2 protein-coding genes (1 of these 2 cut by a window edge) are annotated in these 20,445 nt (G+C 72.3%); both read left to right on the forward strand.

All coding sequences use genetic code 11. The annotated features are described in order from the left end of the window. On the forward strand, nucleotides 1–13,213 hold the 3' portion of the coding sequence (locus ACIRD7_RS05345) for a non-ribosomal peptide synthase/polyketide synthase (RefSeq protein WP_403449972.1). 7,220 nt of this gene lie to the left of the window's left edge; the window shows 13,213 of its 20,433 coding nt (coding positions 7,221–20,433); its start codon lies off the left edge, out of view; the stop codon is at nucleotides 13,211–13,213. After that, a complete protein-coding gene (locus tag ACIRD7_RS05350; RefSeq protein ID WP_403449975.1) occupies nucleotides 13,213–20,376 on the forward strand; it encodes an amino acid adenylation domain-containing protein in 7,164 nt (2,387 codons plus the stop codon). Before ACIRD7_RS05345 ends, ACIRD7_RS05350 begins: the two co-directional genes overlap by 1 nt. The last annotated feature ends 69 nt before the right edge of the window (nucleotides 20,377–20,445 follow it).

Genomic DNA, 20,445 nt, shown 5'->3' on the forward strand with positions numbered 1-20,445 from the left:
GGCCTACGCCCATCAGGACCTGCCGTTCGAGCGGCTGGTGGAGGCGGTCAACCCGGAGCGCTCGCTCGCCCGGCACCCCCTCTTCCAGGTCCTTCTGACCCTCAACAACACCGACTACCAAGGTGCGTTGGACTCCCTCGGCGAGCTGCCGGGGCTCGCGGCCGAGCGTGAGCCGGTCGAGTCGTCCGTCGCCAAGTTCGACCTGGCCTTCGGCTTCACGGAGCACCGCGACGCACAGGGTCAGGTGAACTCCCTCGACGGCGTCCTGGAGTTCAGTACCGACCTGTTCGACCGGGTCACCGCCGGCACCTTCGTCGACCGGCTGCTCCGGCTCCTGGACCACGCGGTTGCCGCCCCGGACGCCCCGGTGGGCGACCTGGAGATCCTCGCCGCGTCCGAGCGCGGCCGCATCCTCGTCGACTGGAACGACACGGGGTGTGTGGTGCCGGGTCGTTCGGTGGTGGAGTTGTTCGAGGAGCGGGTGGCGTTGGCTCCGGGTGCGGAGGCTGTGGTCGCGGGTGGAGTGTCGCTGTCGTATGGGGAGTTGGATGCCCGTGCGGAGGGGCTGGCGCGGTTGCTGGTGGAGCGTGGGGCGGGTGCGGAGCGGTTCGTGGCGGTGGCGTTGCCGAGGTCGGTGGATCTGGTGGTGGCGTTGCTGGCGGTGTGGAAGGCGGGGGCTGCCTATCTCCCGCTGGACACCGAGTATCCGGCGGAGCGGCTCGCGTACATGCTGGAGGACGCGGACCCGGTCCTTCTGCTCACCACGAGTGAGCTGACGCCGGTACTGCCGCAGGAGCTCGCCGTTCCGCGTCTCCTGCTGGACGCGTCCGACACCGTTGACGCTCTGTCCCGCCCGACAAGTGGCCCGGTCCTGACTCGTCCGGCTCTCGTGAACCCGGCGTATGTGATCTACACGTCGGGGTCGACGGGGCGGCCGAAGGGTGTGGTGGTGCCGCAGGCGCCGTTGGTGAATTTCCTGGTGGCGATGCGGGACCGGTTCGAACTGGGCGCTGGTGACCGTCTGTTGGCGGTGACGACGGTCGGGTTCGACATTGCCGGGCTGGAGTTGTTCGTTCCGTTGTTGTCGGGTGCGTCGGTGGTGGTGGCCGAGCGGGATGTCGTTCGGGATCCGGTGGCGTTGTGTGGGTTGGTGCGGTCGTCGGGTGCGTCGGTGATGCAGGCGACGCCGAGCTTGTGGCGGGCGGTGCTGGCGGAGGATGCGTCGGTGCTGGCCGGGGTGCGGGTGCTGGTCGGTGGTGAGGCGTTGCCGGCGGATCTGGCCGAGGTGCTGGCCGAGACGGCGGGCTCGGTGGTCAACCTGTACGGGCCGACGGAGACCACGATCTGGTCCACCATCTGGCCGGTCACCAGTGGGCGGGCGCGGCGGCCGAGGATCGGTCGTCCGATCGCGAACACTCAGGTGTATGTGCTGGACCGGGCGCTGCGGCCGGTTCCGGCCGGGGTGCCGGGTGAGCTCTACATCGCCGGTGAGGGTGTGGTGCGTGGGTATCACGGCCGGTCCGGGCTGACGTCGGAACGGTTCGTCGCCGACCCGTACGGCCCGGCCGGTGCGCGGATGTATCGCACCGGGGACCTGGTCCGGTGGACGGCGGGCGGGGAGTTGGAGTACCTGTCCCGGGTCGACGATCAGGTCAAGCTGCGCGGTTTCCGGATCGAGCTGGGCGAGATCGAGGCCGTCCTCGCCGGGCAGGACCGGGTGGCGCAGGCTGCCGTCCTGGTCCGTGAGGACCGTCCGGGCGACAAACGCCTCGTCGCCTACCTCGTCCCGGAGGGCGAGGTCGACATAGCAGAAGTGCGGGAGCACCTGGCCGCCCGGCTGCCGGACTACATGGTCCCGTCGGCGTTCGTGACCCTGGCGTCCTTCCCGCTCACCCCGAACGGGAAGCTGGACCGCCGCGCGCTCCCGGCCCCCGACTACGGGCCGCAGACGGGCATCGGCCGAGCACCACGCTCACCCCGCGAGGAGATCCTCTGCACCCTCTTCGCCGAGGTCCTCGGCGTGGACGCCGTCACCATCGACGACGACTTCTTCGCCCTGGGCGGCCACTCACTCCTGGCCACCAAGCTGGTCAGCCGCATCCGCACCGTCCTGGACACCGAAGTAGCCGTGCGCCGGCTGTTCGAGGCGCCCACGGTCGCCGAGCTCGCGGCCTCACTGGACACCTCGGCCACCGCACGGACCCCGCTCCGCGCCACGTCTTCACGCCCCGAACGTGTCCCTCTCTCACTCGCCCAGCGCCGCCTGTGGTTCCTGCACCGCTTCGAGGGGCCCAGCGCGACGTACAACATCCCGGTCGCCCTGCGGATGAAGGGCACGCTGGACCAGGAGGCCCTGCGTCGGGCACTCGCGGACGTGGTCGCGCGGCACGAGAGTCTGCGGACCGTCTTCGCGGAGGACGCCGAGGGCCCGTACCAGATGGTGGTCGACGCCGCCGAGGTGAACCTGACGGTGACCGCCACGACCGAGGAGCACCTGCACGAGGAACTGGACCGTGCCTCCCGCGCGCCGTTCGAGCTGACCGCGGAACCGCCCCTGCGGGCCCGGCTGTTCGAGCTCGACGACGAGGAGTACGTCCTGCTCGTCGTCGTCCACCACATAGCGGGCGACGCATGGTCCATGGGCCCGCTGGCCCGAGACCTGACGGCGGCGTACGCGGCCCGCGTCACCGGTGCCGCTCCGGAGTGGGCGCCGTTGCCGGTGCAGTACGCCGACTACAGCCTGTGGCAGCGGGAGGTGCTCGGCTCCGAGGACGACCCGGACAGCGGACTTTCCCGTCAACTTGCCTATTGGAAGGACGCGTTGGCGGACCTCCCCGAGGAGCTGTCCCTGCCGTTCGACCGGCCGCGTCCCGTGGTGGCCTCGTACGAGGGTGACCGGGTCACCTTCGAACTGCCCGAGGACGTCTACGACGGTCTCGCCCGAGTCGCCCGTGAGGGCCGGTCCAGCCTGTTCATGGTGCTGCAGACGGCGCTCGCCGCGCTGCTGACCCGGCTGGGCGCGGGGGCCGACATCCCGCTCGGCACGCCGATCGCGGGCCGCACGGACGACGCGCTGGACGACCTGGTCGGCTTCTTCGTGAACACGCTGGTGCTGCGGACGGACACGTCCGGCGATCCGACGTTCGCGGAGTTGCTCGAGCGGGTGCGTGCGGCGGACCTGGCGGCGTACGCGCATCAGGATCTGCCGTTCGAGCGGTTGGTGGAGGCGGTCAACCCGGAGCGCTCGCTGTCCCGGCACCCCCTCTTCCAGACCATGCTCACCCTGAACAACACGGAACAGGGCGCGGCCTCCGCCGTCGCCTCCCTGCCCGGTCTGGAGGTGAGCAGCCGGCCGATCGGCGTGGGTGCAGCCAAGTTCGACCTCTCCTTCCGCCTCGCGGAACGCCGCTCCGAAGCGGAGACCGAGTCCGCCGCTCTGGCCGGCGCCCTGGACTACAGCACCGACCTGTTCGACCAGGAGACCGCGCAGAGCATCGCCGACCGCTTCGTCCGCGTCCTCACCGCCATGGCCGGGGACCCGGGACGTCGTGTCTCCGAGATCGAGGTTCTCGATGCGGGGGAGCGGGAGCGGGTTCTGGTGGGGTGGCAGGGGGCTTCGCGTGTGGTGCGTGGGGTGTCGTTGCCGGAGTTGTTCGGGGAGCAGGTGGGGCGGTCGCCGGAGGCGGTGGCTGTTGTCTGCGGCGAGGAGTCGCTGACGTATGCGGAGTTGGACGCGTGGTCGGACCGGGTGGCCGGTTGGTTGAGGTCGCGTGGGGTTGGCCGTGGGTCGTTCGTGGCGGTGGTGTTGCCGCGGTCGGTGGAGTTGGTTGTTGCTCTGTTGGGTGTGGTGAAGGCCGGTGGTGCGTATGTGCCGGTGGATCCGGAGTATCCGGTGGAGCGGGTGGCGCACATTCTGGCGGATGCGGAGCCGGTGCTGGTCATTGATGACGTGGCGATGGTGGGGGAGGCGCAGGCTTTCTCGGACGCGCCGGTTGAGGGTGTGGGTCTGGATCTGCGGGATCCGGTGTATGTGATTTATACGTCGGGTTCGACGGGGCGGCCGAAGGGTGTGGTGGTTGAGCACGCTTCGGTGGGGGCGTATCTGGAGCGGGCGCGGGAGGTGTACCGGGACGCGTCGGGTTCGGCGGTGTTGCATTCGTCGGTGGCGTTCGACCTGACGGTGACCGCGTTGTACACGCCGCTGGTCAGTGGTGGCCGTGTGGTCTTGAGTGAACTCGATGAGCATGCCGGTGCTGCCGGTCAGCCGTCGTTCATGAAGGTCACGCCGTCGCATCTGGGTCTGCTGGAGGCGCTGCCGGAGGAGGTCTCCCCGTCGGGGACGCTGATCACGGGTGGCGAGGCCCTGCTGGGCGAGGCACTGGCTTCCTGGCGGGCGACGCATCCGGACGTGACCGTGGTCAACGCGTACGGTCCGACGGAGGCGACGGTCAACTGCACCGACTACCGGATCCTGCCGGGTGTGGAGGTGCCGTCGGGTGCGGTGCCGATCGGCCGGCCGTTCTGGAACACACGCGCCTATGTGCTGGATGAGTGGTTGCGTCCGGTGGCGCCGGGTGTGGCGGGTGAGTTGTATGTCGCGGGTGTGGTGCTGGCGCGTGGCTATCACGGCCGTCCGGATCTGACGTCGGAGCGGTTCGTCGCCGACCCGTACGGTCCGGCGGGTGCGCGGATGTATCGCACCGGTGACGTCGCCCGCTGGAGCGGGGATGGTCAGTTGGTCTATGTGGGCCGGGTCGACGATCAGGTCAAGGTCCGTGGGTTCCGTATCGAACTCGGCGAGATCCAGGCCGTGTTGATGTCCCACCCCGACGTGGCCCGCGCCGCCGTCATCGTGCGCGAGGACCGACCCGGAGACCAGCGCCTGGTCGCCTACACGGTGGCGGACGGCGTGTCCGAGGAGGAGCTCCGTGCGCACGCGGCCGCTCACCTCCCCGCCTATATGGTCCCGTCGGCGTTCGTGGCCCTCGACGCCCTCCCTCTGACCCCGAACGGCAAGCTCGACCGCCGCGCGCTGCCCGCCCCCGACCACGGCCAGGAAGCGGCCGAGGGCCGAGCCCCCCGCACCCCGCAGGAGGACATCCTCTGCACCGTCTTCGCCGAGGTTCTGGGCGTCGACGCGGTGACGATCGACGACGACTTCTTCCGTCTGGGCGGCCACTCCCTTCTGGCGACCAAGCTGGTCAGCCGTATCCGGACCGTCCTCGGCGCCGAACTGCCCATCCGGCAGCTCTTCGAGACGCCCACCATCGCCGCCCTCGCAGCGACCGTGGGTGACGCCGCATCGCCGGCCCGCCGCACCGTGACGGCGGTGGATCCGCGTCCGGAACGGGTTCCCCTGTCCTACGCCCAGCAGCGGCTGTGGTTCCTGAACCGTTTCGAGGGCCCGAGCGCGACCTACAACATCCCGGTGGCCCTGCGCCTCACCGGCGCACTGGACCGTGAGGCGCTGCGGCTGGCGCTCGCGGACGTGGTCGCGCGGCACGAGAGCCTGCGGACCGTCTTCGCCGAGGACGCCGAGGGCGCGTACCAGACCGTCCGGGAAGCGGCCGACGCCCGGCCGGAGTTGAACGTGGTCGAGACCGGCAGGGAGGAAGTCGACGACCGTCTGCGGGAGGCCGCCCGGCGCGGCTTCGACCTCGCTGCCGGCTCCCGGGAACTCCCGCTGCGCGTCACGCTGTTCGAGGTCGGCGACGACGAGCACGTTCTGCTGCTCCTCCTCCACCACATCGTGAGTGACGCGTGGTCGCGTGCGCCGCTGGCCCGCGACCTGACCGCGGCCTACGCGGCCCGTGTCACGGGTGAGGCACCGCGGTGGGCGCCGTTGCCGGTGCAGTACGCGGACTACAGCCTGTGGCAGCGGGAGGTGCTCGGCTCCGAGGACGAGCCGGACAGTGAGATCTCCCGCCAGCTCGCCTACTGGACCGAGGCGTTGGCCGGACTTCCCGACCAGCTGGAGCTGCCGTACGACCGCCCCCGCCCGTCCGTCGCCACCTACCGCGGCGACCGCATCCCCTTCGAGATCCCGAAGGAGCTCTACGACAAGGTCGTCGCCCTCGCGCGCGACACCCAGGCGAGCCCCTTCATGGTGCTGCAGGCAGCCTTGGCCGCGCTGCTGACCAGGCTCGGAGCCGGCACGGACATCCCCATCGGCACGCCGATCGCGGGCCGCACCGACGGGACCCTCGACGATCTGATCGGCGTCTTCATCAACACGCTGGTGCTGCGGACCGACACCTCGGGGCGCCCCTCGGCGCACACGCTCATCGAACGCGTCCGAGCGCAGAACCTGGCGGCGTATGCCCATCAGGACCTGCCGTTCGAGCGGCTGGTGGAGGCGGTCAACCCGGAGCGCTCGCTCGCCCGGCACCCCCTCTTCCAGGTCCTTCTGGCCTTCAACAACACCGACACGGCCGCCGTCGACGACGCCGTGGCCCAGTTGCCGGGGCTGTCGGTCTCGCGCGCCACGGCCGACACCGGAGTGGGTAAGTTCGACCTGTCCTTCGCGTTCGCCGAGCAGGCGTCCGGGGACTCCGGGCTCCAGGGCGTGGTCGAATACAGCACCGACCTGTTCGACCGGGACACCGTCGAGACCCTCGGCCGCCGCTACCTGCGCCTGCTGCAGGCCATGGTCGACGCCCCGGAAGCCCCCGTCGACCAGGCGGACCTGCTGGACGGGACCGAGACCCACACACTCCTCGTCGACTGGAACGACACGGGGTGTGTGGTGCCGGGTCGTTCGGTGGTGGAGTTGTTCGAGGAGCGGGTGGCGTTGGCTCCGGGTGCGGAGGCTGTGGTCGCGGGTGGTGAGTCGCTGTCGTATGGGGAGTTGGACGCCCGTGCGGAGGGACTGGCGCGGTTGCTGGTGGAGCGTGGGGCGGGTGCGGAGCGGTTCGTGGCGGTGGCGTTGCCGAGGTCGGTGGATCTGGTGGTGGCGTTGCTGGCGGTGTGGAAGGCGGGGGCTGCCTATCTCCCGCTGGACACCGAGTATCCGGCGGAGCGACTCGCGTACATGCTGGAGGACGCGGACCCGGTCCTTCTGCTCACCACGACCGAGTTGACCTCGGTGCTGCCGCAGGAGCTCGCGGTGCCGTGCGTGCTGTTGGACGAGAGGGACACCGTTGACGCCCTGTCCCGGCCCACGGACGGCGGGCAGCTGAACCGCCCGGCTCTCGTGAACCCGGCCTACGTGATCTACACGTCGGGGTCGACGGGGCGGCCGAAGGGTGTGGTGGTGCCGCAGGCGCCGTTGGTGAATTTCCTGGTGGCGATGCGGGACCGGTTCGAACTGGCTGCTGGAGACCGTCTGTTGGCGGTGACGACGGTCGGGTTCGACATCGCGGGGCTGGAGTTGTTCGTTCCGTTGTTGTCGGGTGCGTCGGTGGTGGTGGCCGAGCGGGATGTCGTTCGGGATCCGGTGGCGTTGTGTGGGTTGGTGCGGTCGTCGCGTGCGTCGGTGATGCAGGCGACGCCGAGCTTGTGGCGGGCGGTGCTGGCGGAGGATGCGTCGGTGCTGGCCGGGGTGCGGGTGCTGGTCGGTGGTGAGGCGTTGCCGGCGGATCTGGCCGAGGTGCTGGCCGAGACGGCGGCCTCGGTGGTCAACCTGTACGGGCCGACGGAGACCACGATCTGGTCGACGGCCTGGCCGGTCACCAGTGGGCGGGCGCGGCGGCCGAGGATCGGTCGTCCGATCGCGAACACCCAGGTGTATGTGCTGGACCGGGCGCTGCGGCCGGTTCCGGCCGGGGTGCCGGGTGAGCTCTACATCGCCGGTGAGGGTGTGGTGCGTGGGTATCACGGGCGGTCCGGGCTGACGTCGGAACGGTTCGTCGCCGATCCGTACGGCCCGGCCGGTGCGCGGATGTATCGCACCGGGGACCTGGTCCGGTGGACGGCGGACGGGGAGTTGGAGTACCTGTCCCGGGTCGACGATCAGGTCAAGCTGCGCGGTTTCCGGATCGAGCTGGGCGAGATCGAGGCCGTCCTCGCCGGGATGGACCGGGTGGCGCAGGCTGCCGTGCTGGTCCGTGAGGACCGTCCGGGCGACAAGCGCCTCGTGGCCTACCTTGTCCCGGAGGCCCGGCATGAGCAGCCGTCGCTGACCGCTCTGCGCGATCACGCGTCCGCTCAACTGCCGGACTACATGGTGCCGTCGGCGTTCGTGATCCTCGACGCCTTCCCGCTCACCCCGAACGGGAAGCTGGACCGCCGTGCCCTGCCGGCGCCCGACTACGGGCCGCAGACGGGCAGCGGCCGAGCACCACGCTCACCCCGCGAGGAGATCCTCTGCACCCTCTTCGCCGAGGTCCTCGGCGTGGACGCCGTCACCATCGACGACGACTTCTTCGCCCTGGGCGGCCACTCACTCCTGGCCACCAAGCTGGTCAGCCGCATCCGCACCGTCCTGGGCGCGGAACTCGCCGTCCGGCAGCTCTTCGAGGCCTCCACTGTGGCCCGGCTCGCCACCGCGCTGGACACCTCGGCCGCCGCGCGCGGCCGCGTGGTCCGCGCGGCCAGGCCGGCCCGGGTACCGCTCTCGCACACCCAGCAGCGGCTGTGGTTCCTGCAGCACCTGGAGGGGCCGAGTGACGCGTACAACGTGCCGGTCTCGCTGAACCTGACGGGACCGCTGGACACGGAGGCGCTCCGGCAGGCACTCGCGGACGTCGTGGAACGGCACGAGAGCCTGCGCACCGTCGTTGTCGAGGACAGCGCCGGCACCGCCCACCAAGTGGTGCTGAGTGCGGACCAGGTCCGGGTGCCGCTGACCGTGGAGTGCCTCGCGTCGGACGAGGAGGTCGACGGCCGGATGCGGCGGGCCGCCGGGTACGTCTTCGACCTAGCCTCCGAAGTCCCCCTGCGCGTCTCGCTGTTCGAGGTCGAGGGCGACACCGAGCGCAGGGCCCTGTTGCTGCTCACCCACCACATCGCCAGTGACGCCTGGTCGCGGGGCATTCTGATCCGCGACCTGGTAGCGGCCTACGCCGCACGCACCACCACGGGGGAGACGCCGGACTGGGCGCCGCTGCCGGTGCAGTACGCCGACTACAGCCTGTGGCAGCGGGAGGTGCTCGGCTCCGATGACGACCCGGGCAGTGAGGCGTCCCGTCAACTCGCCTATTGGAAGGACGCGTTGGCGGATCTGCCGGAGGAGCTGTCCCTGCCGTTCGACCGGCCGCGCCCGGCGGTGGCCTCGTACCGGGGCGACCGGGTCACCTTCGAACTGCCGGAGGCCGTTTATGAGCGGCTCGTCCAGGTGGGCCGTGATCACCAGGCCAGCCTGTTCATGGTGCTGCAGACGGCGCTCGCCGCGCTGCTCACGCGCCTGGGCGCGGGGACGGACATCCCGCTGGGCACGCCGATCGCGGGTCGTACGGATGATGCGCTGGACGATCTCGTCGGGTTCTTCGTGAACACGCTGGTGCTGCGGACGGACACCTCGGGCGACCCGACGTATGCCGAGCTCATCGACCGTGTCCGGGCCGAGTGCCTGGCGGCGTACGCGCATCAGGACCTGCCGTTCGAGCGGCTGGTCGAGGCGGTCAACCCGGAACGCTCGCTGTCCCGGCACCCCCTCTTCCAGACCATGCTCAGCTTCGACAACTCCGGGCGCGCCGAAGCCCGTGCGGGGCTGGACGGACTCTCGGTCGGCGGGCGGCCCCTCGGGGCTCCCGCCGCGAAGTTCGACCTCTCCTTCGAGCTCGCCGAGCACCTCGCCGGGCCCGGTCGCGCGGCCGGTCTGAGCTGTGCGCTGGACTACAGCACCGACCTGTTCGACCGCGGGACCGCGCAGAGCATCGCCGACCGTTTCGTCCGCGTCCTCACCGCCCTCGCCGAGGACCCGCATCGGCGCCTCGGTGAGACGGAGATCCTCGATCCGGAGGAACGGCGGCGGATGCTCGTCGAGTGGAACGACACCGCGGTCGAGCACCTGGACCGGACGCCGGTGCATGTCCTCTTCGAGGAGCGCGCCGCCGCCGACCCGGCCGCCGTCGCCGTCGTCTCGGACGAAGTACGGCTGACCTACGGCGAGTTGAACGCGCGGGCCAACCGTCTGGCGCACCGGCTGCTGCGTCTGGGCGTCGGCCGGGAGAGCCGTGTCGCGGTCTTCCAGGAGCGCTCCGCCGACCTGGTGGTCTCCACGCTCGCCGTGCTGAAGGCGGGCGGCGTGTATGTGCCGATCGACCCCCAGCAGCCCGCGTCCCGCTCCGAGTTCATCCTGCGGGACACCGGCGCCGTGGCTCTGCTCACCGACCGTGACCCGGGCGACCTGCCGTTCGCCGTAGATGCCCGGGTCCTCCGGGTGGGACCCGGCGCGGACCTGTCCGGCGAGGACGACACGAACCCGGGGATATCGACGGACGCCGAGCAGCTGGTGTACGTCATGTACACCTCGGGCTCCACCGGCACACCCAAGGGCGTCGCCAACACCCACCACAACGTGGTCCATCTGGCGGCGGACCGCTACTGGCGGAGCGGCCGTCACGAACGGGTGCTGATGCACTCGCCGTACGCCTTCGACGCCTCGACGTTCGAGATCTGGACGCCTCTGCTGACCGGTGGCACCGTCGTGGCGGCCCCGGCCGGGTGCTTGGACGCGGCCGACTTGGCCGCCGTCATCTCCGGACACGGGGTCACCGGGCTGTTCGTCAGCGCCGGTCTGTTCCGGGTGCTCGCCGAGGAGCGGCCCGAGTGCTTCCGAGGGGTGCGCGAGATCTGGGCCGGCGGCGACGTGGTCTCGCCCACCGCCGTCCGCCGCGTCCTGGAAGCCTGCCCGGACACGATCGTCGCCAACGAGTACGGGCCGACGGAGACCACGGTGTTCTCCACCGTGAACCAGCTGCGGGACCCGCAGGAGGTGCCCGAGGCGGTCGTACCGATCGGCCGGCCGCTGTGGAACACCCGCGTCCATGTCCTCGACGAGCGGCTGCGGCCGGTGCCGGTGGGCGTGCCCGGCGAGCTGTACATCGCGGGCAGCGGTGTGGCCCGTGGCTATCTGGGCCGGGCCGGGCTGACCGCCCAGCGCTTCGTGGCCGACCCGTTCGCGGGCGCCGGCGAGCGGATGTACCGGACCGGCGACGTCGTACGGTGGCTGTCCGACGGCCGCCTGGAGTTCCTGGGCCGCGTCGACGACCAGGTCAAGCTGCGCGGCTTCCGGATCGAGCCCGGCGAAGTGGAGGCGGTCCTCGCGGGCCGGCCCGAGGTGAGCCAGGCCGCGGTGGTGCTGCGCGAGGACCGGCCCGGGGACAAGCGGCTCGTGGCGTACGTCGTCGCGGGCGCGGGCGGCCCGGCCGACCCCGACGCGCTGCGCGCGCACGTGGCCGCCACCTTGCCCGAGTACATGGTCCCGTCGGCCGTCGTGCCCCTGGACACCCTGCCGCTCACCCTGAACGGCAAGCTCGACCGGCGGGCCCTGCCCGCCCCCGACTACGGCGCGGACACCGGCCGCCGCGGCCCGCGCACGGAGCGGGAGAAGGTGCTGTGCGGGCTGTTCGCGGAGGTGCTGGGGCTGGCGGAGGTCGGTGTCGACGACGGGTTCTTCGACCTGGGTGGCGACAGCATCATGTCGATCCAGCTGGTCAGCCGGGCGCGGCGGGCCGGTCTGGAGCTGTCGGTGCGTGATGTGTTCGAGCAGCGGACGGTGGCGGCGCTGGCCGAGGTGGTCACCGAGAGCAGCGGGACGGTGGTGGAGGAGCCGGGCGCGGGCATCGGCGACGTGCCTCTGACGCCGATCATGCGGTGGTTCCTCGAACGCGGCGGCCCCGCCGACCAGTTCAACCAGTCCCGGCTGGTCCAGGTGCCCGCCGCGCTGCGCCACGAGGACCTCACGGCCGCGCTGCAGGCGGTCCTGGACCAGCACGACGCGTTGCGGGCCCGGCTGACGACCGAACCGGAGTGGCGGCTGGAGATCCGGGAGCCGGGGGCGGTCGACGCCCGCGCGCTCACCCGGCGGGTGGACGCCGCCGGACTCGACGAGCAGGCCCGGCAGGACCTCGTACGGGCCGAGACGGTCGCCGCCCGGGAGCGCCTGGACCTCGGCGCGGGGCGGGTCGTCCAGGCGGTCTGGTTCGACCGGGGTGACACGGCGCCCGGCCTGCTGCTCCTGATCGTCCACCACCTGGTGGTGGACGGGGTCTCCTGGCGGATCCTCGTACCGGACCTCGCCGAGGCACACCGTGCCGTGGCGGCGGGCAGGCCGGCCGGACTCCAGCCGGTGGGCACCTCGTTGCGCCGCTGGGCGCAGCGGCTCACCGAGGCCGCGAGCGAGCCCGCGCGCACCGCGGAGGCCGACTGGTGGCAGTCGGTGCTGCGGCCCGGCGACCCGCTGCTCGGGCGGCGGCCGCTGGACCCGTCCCGCGACACCTACGCCTCGGCCCGCCATCTCACCCTGACGCTGCCCGCGGCGGTGACCGAGCGGGTGCTGACCCGCGTGCCGTCCGTGTTCCGGGCGGAGGTCAACGACGTCCTGCTGGCGGCGTTCGCCCTCGCCTGGGCCCGCCGGGCCGGCGCCCGGGGCGCCGGGGTGCTGCTGGACCTGGAGGGGCACGGGCGGGAGGAGGACCTCGTCGACCGGGCGGACCTGTCCCGGACGGTCGGCTGGTTCACCAGCCTGCATCCCGTGCGCCTGGACACCTCCGCCGCCGACCTGTCCGAGGCGTTCGCGGGCGGCCCGGCCGCCGGTGCCGTCGTCAAACGGGTCAAGGAGCAGCTGAGGGAGGTGCCCGACAAGGGCATCGGCTACGGCCTCGTCCGACACCTGAACCCGCGCACCGCCGCGAAGTTCGCCGGACTGCCGACCCCTCAGGTCGCCTTCAACTACCTGGGCCGCTTCACCACCGCCGGAGTCGAGAACGCGGGCAGCGCGGCCGTCCCCGACTGGACGGTCCTGGCCACCGCGGCCGGCATCGGCGGCACCGACCCCAGGGTGGCGCTCGCCCACCCGCTGGAGCTCAACGCCCGCACCAACGACGGGCCCCGCGGCCCCGAACTGGCGGCCACCTGGTCCTGGGCCGACGGAATCCTCGACGAGCCCGAGGTGCGGGAGCTGGCCGAGCTGTGGTTCCGGGCGCTGGAGGCGCTCGCCGACCACGCGGAAGACCCCGAGGCCGGCGGACTGACCGTCTCGGACGTGTCGCTGAGCCTGCTGGACCAGAGCGAGATCGACCTGCTGGAAGACGAGTGGAGGAACTCCTGATGGCGAAGCAGTCCGGACTGCAGGACATCCTGCCCCTGGCACCGCTGCAGGAAGGCCTGCTGTTCCACAGCGTGTACGACGAAGCGGCCCCCGACGTCTACCTGGTGCAGCAGGCCATCGACCTGGAAGGCGACCTGGACACGGATGCGCTGGCCGCCGCCTGCCGGACCCTCCTGCGGCGCCACGCCAACCTGCGCGCGGCCTTCCGCTACCAGGGCGTCAAGCGGCCCGTCCAGCTGATCCCGCACCAGGTCGAGCTGCCGTGGGAGGAGACGGACCTCTCGCGGCTGCCCGAGGCGGACCGCGCGGCGGCCGCGGACGGGCTGCTGGAGGAGGACCGGCTGCGCCGCTTCGACCTGGCCCGGCCGCCGTTGATGCGGTTCACCCTGATCCGGCTGGGCGCCCGCAGGTACCGCTTCGTGCTGACCAACCACCACATCCTGCTCGACGGCTGGTCGCGCCCCATGCTGGTGCGCGAACTCCTCGCGCTGTACCGGACGAAGGGCGACGACAGCGCGCTGCCGAGGGTCCGTCCCTTCCGGGACTACCTCCAGTGGATCGCCGCACAGGACCGGGACACCGCGGTCGCCGCCTGGCGGGAGGCCCTCGCCGGACTCGACGGGCCCACGCTCGTCTCCCCGCAGGCCGCCGAGCGCCCGCCGGTCGTGCCCGGCCGGCTGGAGACGGAGCTGGACGCCGCCGACCACGCGGCGCTCGGCGTACTGGCCCGGGAGCGGTCCCTCACCCTCAACTCCCTGGTGCAGGGCGCCTGGGCGGTCGTCCTGAGCGGGCTCACCGGACGCGACGACGTGGTGTTCGGCACGACCGTCTCCGGGCGGCCGCCGGAGATCGCCGGGATCGAGACCATGGTGGGGCTGTTCATCAACACGTTGCCCGTTCGGGTGCGGCTACGGCCCGACGAGCCGTTCGTGGACGCGGTGCGCCGCACCCAGGACGAGCAGACCCGGCTGCAGGCACACCAGCAGCTGGGGCTCGCCGAGGTCCAGCGCCTCGCGGGGGCCGGCGAACTCTTCGACACGACCATGGTGTTCGAGAACTACCCGGTCGACATCGGCGCCGAGCGGGACGAGCCGGGCGGCTTCCGCGGGGTGACCGTCACCGGTACCCGCAACCGGGACGCCACCCACTACCCGCTGGCACTGGTCGCCGTCGGCCGCGACGGGCTGCGGCTGCGCCTCGACCACCAGCCCGACCTGATCCCGCCGGACCTGGCCCGTGCCGTCCTGGACCGGCTCGTGCGCGTCCTGCGGACCGTGGCCGCGGAGCCGGAGCGTCCCGTCGGCCGCCTCGACCTGCTCTCCGCCGAGGAGCGCGGCGCGGCCCTGGCCCTCGGCCGCGGCACGGACACCGGCCCCGTCGGCGAGAGCCTGCCCGAGGCCTTCCGCGCCCAGGTCGCGCGCACCCCGAACGCCCCCGCCGTGCGATGCGGTACGACGGTGCTGGACTACACCGAACTCGACACCCGCTCGGACGCGCTGGCACGCCGCCTCGTCGCACTCGGGGTGGGCGCCGAGAGCCCGGTGGGGCTGCTCATGGACCGCTCCGCCCAGCTGGTCGTCTCGGTCCTCGCCGTGCTCAAGGCGGGCGGTGCCTATGTACCGCTGCGGCAGGGCGACCCCGTCGACCGGCTGCGCCAGGTCACCGGCCTGGCGGGCGTCTCCCTCGTCCTCACCGACGAGGAACATGCCGCTCTGGGGGAGGAGTTGGGGCTCACCGTGGTACGGGCCGAGGCCCCGGACGCCATCGGCGCGGAGCTCCCCGTGGTGGCCGGGAACACCGACCGGCTCGCCTACGTCATGCACACCTCCGGATCGACCGGGATCCCCAAGGGAGTCGCCGTCACCCACCGGGACGTGGTCGAGCTCGCCCGCGACCGGTCCTTCGCCGGCGGCGCCCACGCCCGGGTCCTGGTCCACTCGCCGCACGCCTTCGACGCGTCCACGTACGAGATGTGGGTGCCGCTGCTGTCCGGCGGCACCGCCGTCGTCGCTCCGCCGGGAGACCTGGACGCGGACGCCCTCGGCAAGGTACTCACCGAGCACGAGGTGACCGGGCTCTGGCTCACCTCCGGGCTCTTCCAGCTCGTCGCGGACGAGGCACCCCATCACCTCGCGGGTGTACGGGAGGTGTGGACGGGCGGCGACGTCGTGCCGGCCGCCGCCGTCGGCCGGATCCGCCGGGCCTGCCCGGACACGACCGTCGTCGACGGGTACGGGCCCACCGAGACGACCACCTTCGCGGTCCGCCACCGGCTCCCCGCGAACTCGCCCCTCCCGGCGACCGTCCCCATCGGCACCCCCCTCGACAACACCCGGTTGCTCGTCCTGGACACCGCGCTGCGTCCCGTGGCACCAGGGCTGATGGGCGAGCTGTACATCGCGGGGGCGGGACTCGCCCGCGGCTACTGGCAGCGGTCCGCACTCACCGCGGAACGCTTCGTCGCCGACCCGTACGGCCCGGCGGGCACTCGCATGTACCGCACCGGCGACCTCGTCCGGTGGACCGCCGAGGGCACCCTCGAATACCTGGGGCGGGCCGACGAGCAGGTCAAGATCCGCGGCTTCCGCATCGAACTCGGCGAGATCGAGGCCGTGCTGGGCCGTCACCCCCAGGTCGCGCAGGCCGTCGTCACCCTGCAGGAGCCGCGCCCCGGCGACAAGCGGCTGGTGGCCCACCTCGTCGCGCAGGACGGCGGCGCCCCGGCCCCGGAGACCCTGCGGGCGCACCTCGCCGCCGAACTGCCCGACTACATGGTCCCGTCGGTCTTCGTCACCCTCGACGTGCTGCCGCTCACCGGCAACGGCAAGATCGACCGCAGGGCCCTGCCCGTGCCCGAGACCGCCCCCGATGCCACCGAGAGCCGGGCGCCGCGCACCCCGCGGGAGGACATCCTGTGCGGGCTGTTCGCCGAGCTCCTCGGCGTGCCGCGGGTCGGTGTCGACGACGACTTCTTCGCGCTCGGCGGGCACTCGCTGCTCGCCACCCGGCTCGTGGGCCGGATCCGCTCGGCCCTCGGCGCCGAACTGACCGTACGGCAGCTCTTCGAGGCGCCCACCGTGTCGGCGCTGTCCCGCGCCCTCGACACCGCGGACACGGCCCGCCCCGCACTCGGGCCCGCCGAGCCGCGCCCGGAGCGGATCCCCGCCTCCTACGCGCAGCGTCGGCTGTGGTTCCTGCACCGCTTCGAGGGGCCCGCTCCGACCTACAACATCCCGTTCGCCCTCCGGCTGACGGGCGACCTGGACCGGCCGGCGCTGCGGGCCGCGCTCGCCGACCTCACTGAGCGGCACGAGGCGCTGCGCACGGTCTTCGCCGAGGACACCGAGGGCCCCCGGCAGGTCGTGCTGGCCGCCGCCGAGGCACGGCCCGAGCTGACCGTCGTAGCGTCCGTGCCGCCCGAGCACCTGGAGCGGGAGATCACGGCCGCGGCCGGTCACGCCTTCGCCCTGGAGGCGGAGATCCCGCTGCGGGCCTGGCTGTTCGAGACCGGGGAGCGGGAGCAGGTGCTGCTCCTCGTGGTCCACCACATCGCGGGCGACGGCTGGTCGGTGCCCCTGCTCGCACGTGACCTCACCACCGCGTACACGGCGCGGCTCGACGGCCGTGCCCCGCACTGGCGGCCGCTGCCCGTCCAGTACCCCGACTACACCCTGTGGCAGCGTGACGCACTGGGCTCCGAGGACGACCCCGACAGTACCGTCGGCCGGCAACTCGCCTACTGGAAGCAGACGTTGGCAGGGCTGCCGGAAGAGCTTCCGCTGCCCGCCGACCGGCCGCGGCCGGCCACCGCCGGGGGCCGCGGCGGCCGAGTGCTGTACGAGGTTCCGAAGGCGCTGCACGAGCGGATCGTCGCCCTCTCCCGGGCCTGCCAGGCCAGCCCCTTCATGGTCGTCCAGGCGGCCGTCGCCGCCCTGCTCACCCGGCTCGGCGCCGGCGAGGACATCCCGCTGGGCACCCCCGTCGCCGGACGCACCGACGAAGCCCTGGACGGTCTCGTCGGCTTCTTCGTCAACACCCTGGTGCTGCGCGCCGACACCTCCGGCAACCCCGCCTTCCGTGAGCTTCTCGCCCGGGTCCGCGAGACGGACCTGGCGGCGTACGCCCACCAGGACGTGCCCTTCGAACGGCTCGTGGAGGTGCTCAACCCGAAGCGCTCGCCCGCCCGTCACCCGGTCTTCCAGACCATGCTCACCTTCAACAACACCGACCGGCGGCCGGGCGACGGCCTGCGGCTGCCCGGACTGACCGCCGAGTCCCTGGCCGCCGACGCCGGCACCGCCAAGTTCGACCTCCTGTTCTCCTTCGCGGAGCGGCAGGACGCCGAGGGGCGGCCCGCGGGACTCGGCGCGGGCCTGGAGTTCAGCACCGACCTGTTCGACCAGGACACCGCCGGGACGCTCGTCGCACGGCTGCTGCGCCTGCTGGACGCGGTCACCGCCGCACCGGAGCGCGCCATTGGGGACGTACCCCTCATGGACGAGGAGGAGCGCACCCGCGTCCTTGCCGCCTCCTGCGGCCCCACGCGCGAGGCAGCCACCGGCCTGCTGCCCGACCGGTTCGCCGCGGCGGTCGCGCGCGGCCGGCACGCCGTGGCCGTGGAGACACCCGAAGGCACGCTGACCTACGAGGAGTTGAACAGCCGGGCCAACCGGCTGGCCCGGCTGCTACTCGACCGCGGCGTCGGGCCGGAGAGCCTGGTCGCGGTGGCCATGCACCGGTCGGCCGAGCTGGTGACGGCGTGTCTGGCGGTCCTCAAGGCCGGCGCCGGATACCTGCCCGTCGACCCCGAATACCCGGCCGACCGCGTCGCGTTCATGCTCGACGACGCCCGTCCGGTCTGCGTCCTGACCACCCGGGATCTCGCGGGCGCGCTGCCCCATACGCCGGCCGGCCCCCCGCTCGTGGTGGACGCCCCCGCCACCGTGACGGAACTCGCCGCCCGGACCGCGGCCGATGTGACCGACGCCGAACGGACCGCGCCGCTCGACCCGGCCCACCCCGCGTACGTGATCTACACCTCCGGCTCCACCGGCCGCCCCAAGGGCATCACGATGCCCACCCGCGCACTGGCCAATCTCCTCGACTGGCACGAGCGCACGCTGCCCGGCGGGCCCGGCACCCGGGTCGCGCAGTTCACCGCGGTGAGCTTCGACGTCTCCGTCCAGGAGATCCTCTCCGCGCTCCTGGCAGGCAAGACGCTGGTCGTCTGCCCCGAGGACGTCCGGCGTGACCCGCGGCGGCTGGCCGGCTGGCTGGGGGAGCGACGGATCCAGGAGCTGTACGCGCCCAACCTCGTCATCGACGCCGTCTGTGAGGCGGCCACCGCCGCCGGGCTCGATCTGCCCGACCTCACCGACCTCGTACAGGCCGGGGAGGCGTTGACCCCGCACGGTGCCATGCGCGCCTTCTGCGCCGCCCGCCCGGGCCGCCGGCTGCACAACCACTACGGCCCCGCCGAGACCCATGTGGTGACGGCCCATCGACTCCCCACGGACACCGCGGCGTGGGGGAGCTCGGCGCCCCCGATCGGCCGGCCCGTCGACAACACCGCCGTACGGCTCCTCGACCCGTGGCTGAACCCGGTGCCGCCCGGAGTGCCGGGCGAGCTCTACCTCAGCGGGGACGCGCTCGCCCGCGGCTACCTGGGCCGCGCCGACCGGACCGCGGAACGGTTCGTCGCCGACCCCCACGGGCCGGACGGCACCCGGATGTACCGCACCGGCGACCTCGCCCGCCGGACCCCCGACGGGCTGCTCGTGTACCTGGGCCGTGCCGACGCCCAGGTCAAGATCCGCGGCTTTCGCATCGAGCCGGGTGAGATCGAAGCCGCCCTCACCGCGCACCCGGACGTGGCGCAGGCCGCGGTCGTCGTACGCGAGGACCGCCCGGGTGACCGGCGGCTGGTCGGCTATGTGGTGGCCGCCGACGGGGAAGCCCCCGACCCGGCCCGGTTGCGCGACCACCTCGCCGGACGGCTGCCCGCCCATATGCTGCCGGCCGCGCTCGTCACCCTCGACGGGCTCCCGCTGACCCCCAACGGAAAGCTGGACAGGGCCGCGCTGCCCGCGCCCGCCTATGCCGCGGGCCGCGGGACGAGGCCGCCCAGGACACCCGCGGAGCACACGGTCTGTGCCCTGTTCGCCGAGGTGCTCGGCGTCGAACGGGTGGGCGCGGACGACGACTTCTTCGAACTCGGCGGACATTCCTTCCTGGCCGCCCGTCTGGTGGCCCGGCTGCGCGAGGAGTTCGACCACGACTTGCCCGTCCGCGCCGTCTTCGAGGCGCCCACCCCGGAGGGCCTCGCCGCCGTACTGGTCGGAACGGCCGGCCCCGCCACGGGACGTGCCTCGAACGGCCTGCTCCCGTTGCGGGCGCGCGGCACGGCGGCCCCCCTGTTCTGCCTCCACCCGGGTGGCGGGTTCAGCTGGTGCTACGCGGGGCTCGTCCGTCACCTCGGCCCGCAGGTGCCGGTCCTCGGCATCCAGGCCCGTGGCCTCGACGGCGACGGCCCGCTGCCGTCGTCCATGGCGGAGATGACCGAGGACTACCTCGCGCTGATCCGCTCCGTGCAGCCGTCCGGCCCCTACCGGCTGGCCGGCTGGTCCTTCGGCGGTCTCGCCGCGCACGCCCTGGCGACCCGGCTGCGTGCCGAGGGCGAGGAGGTCTCTCTGCTCGCCCTGCTCGACGCCTATCCGCCGGGCGAGAACGCGGACACCTCGGAGCCGGTCGAGCACGAGGTGGTCGCGCACAACCTGCGGGCCATGGGGTTCGAATTCGACATGGCCGAGCTCATAGCAGACCAGGAAGGGGTTCTGCGACGTTTTCGGGAGTTCCTGCAGTCCGGGGACCAGGCGCTGGCGCAGCTTGAGGCTCGGGACATGCTCGCGCTCAAGGACGTATACGTGAACAATGTCCGGCTCATGCGGAAGTTCAGGCCCGAATTCTTCGATGGGAACATCGTCTTCGTCTCCGCGGAACGGAAATCCGATGCCGACCGGAAGGACCGCCTGAATGTCAGCTTGTGGCAACCGTTCACGGGTGGATCGCTCGACGTGTGCGCCATAGACTCGACGCACGGGAATCTGCTGACAGATGCCCGTCACATGGCCCGGATCGGCCAATTCCTCGCGGACCGTCTGTGAAATGACTCCAGATCCCTGACACCAGATCCCTGACACCGGATACCTGACACCGGATCCCTGCTACCAGCA

It is taken from the genome of Streptomyces sp. NPDC093568, assembly GCF_044764945.1.
Classification (GTDB): domain Bacteria; phylum Actinomycetota; class Actinomycetes; order Streptomycetales; family Streptomycetaceae; genus Streptomyces.

What these genes read in the sequence shown, in the direction of transcription:
- ACIRD7_RS05350 (WP_403449975.1), top strand. Translation starts at nt 13,213, where the DNA reads ATGGCGAAGCAGTCCGGACTGCAGGACATCCTGCCCCTGGCACCGCTG.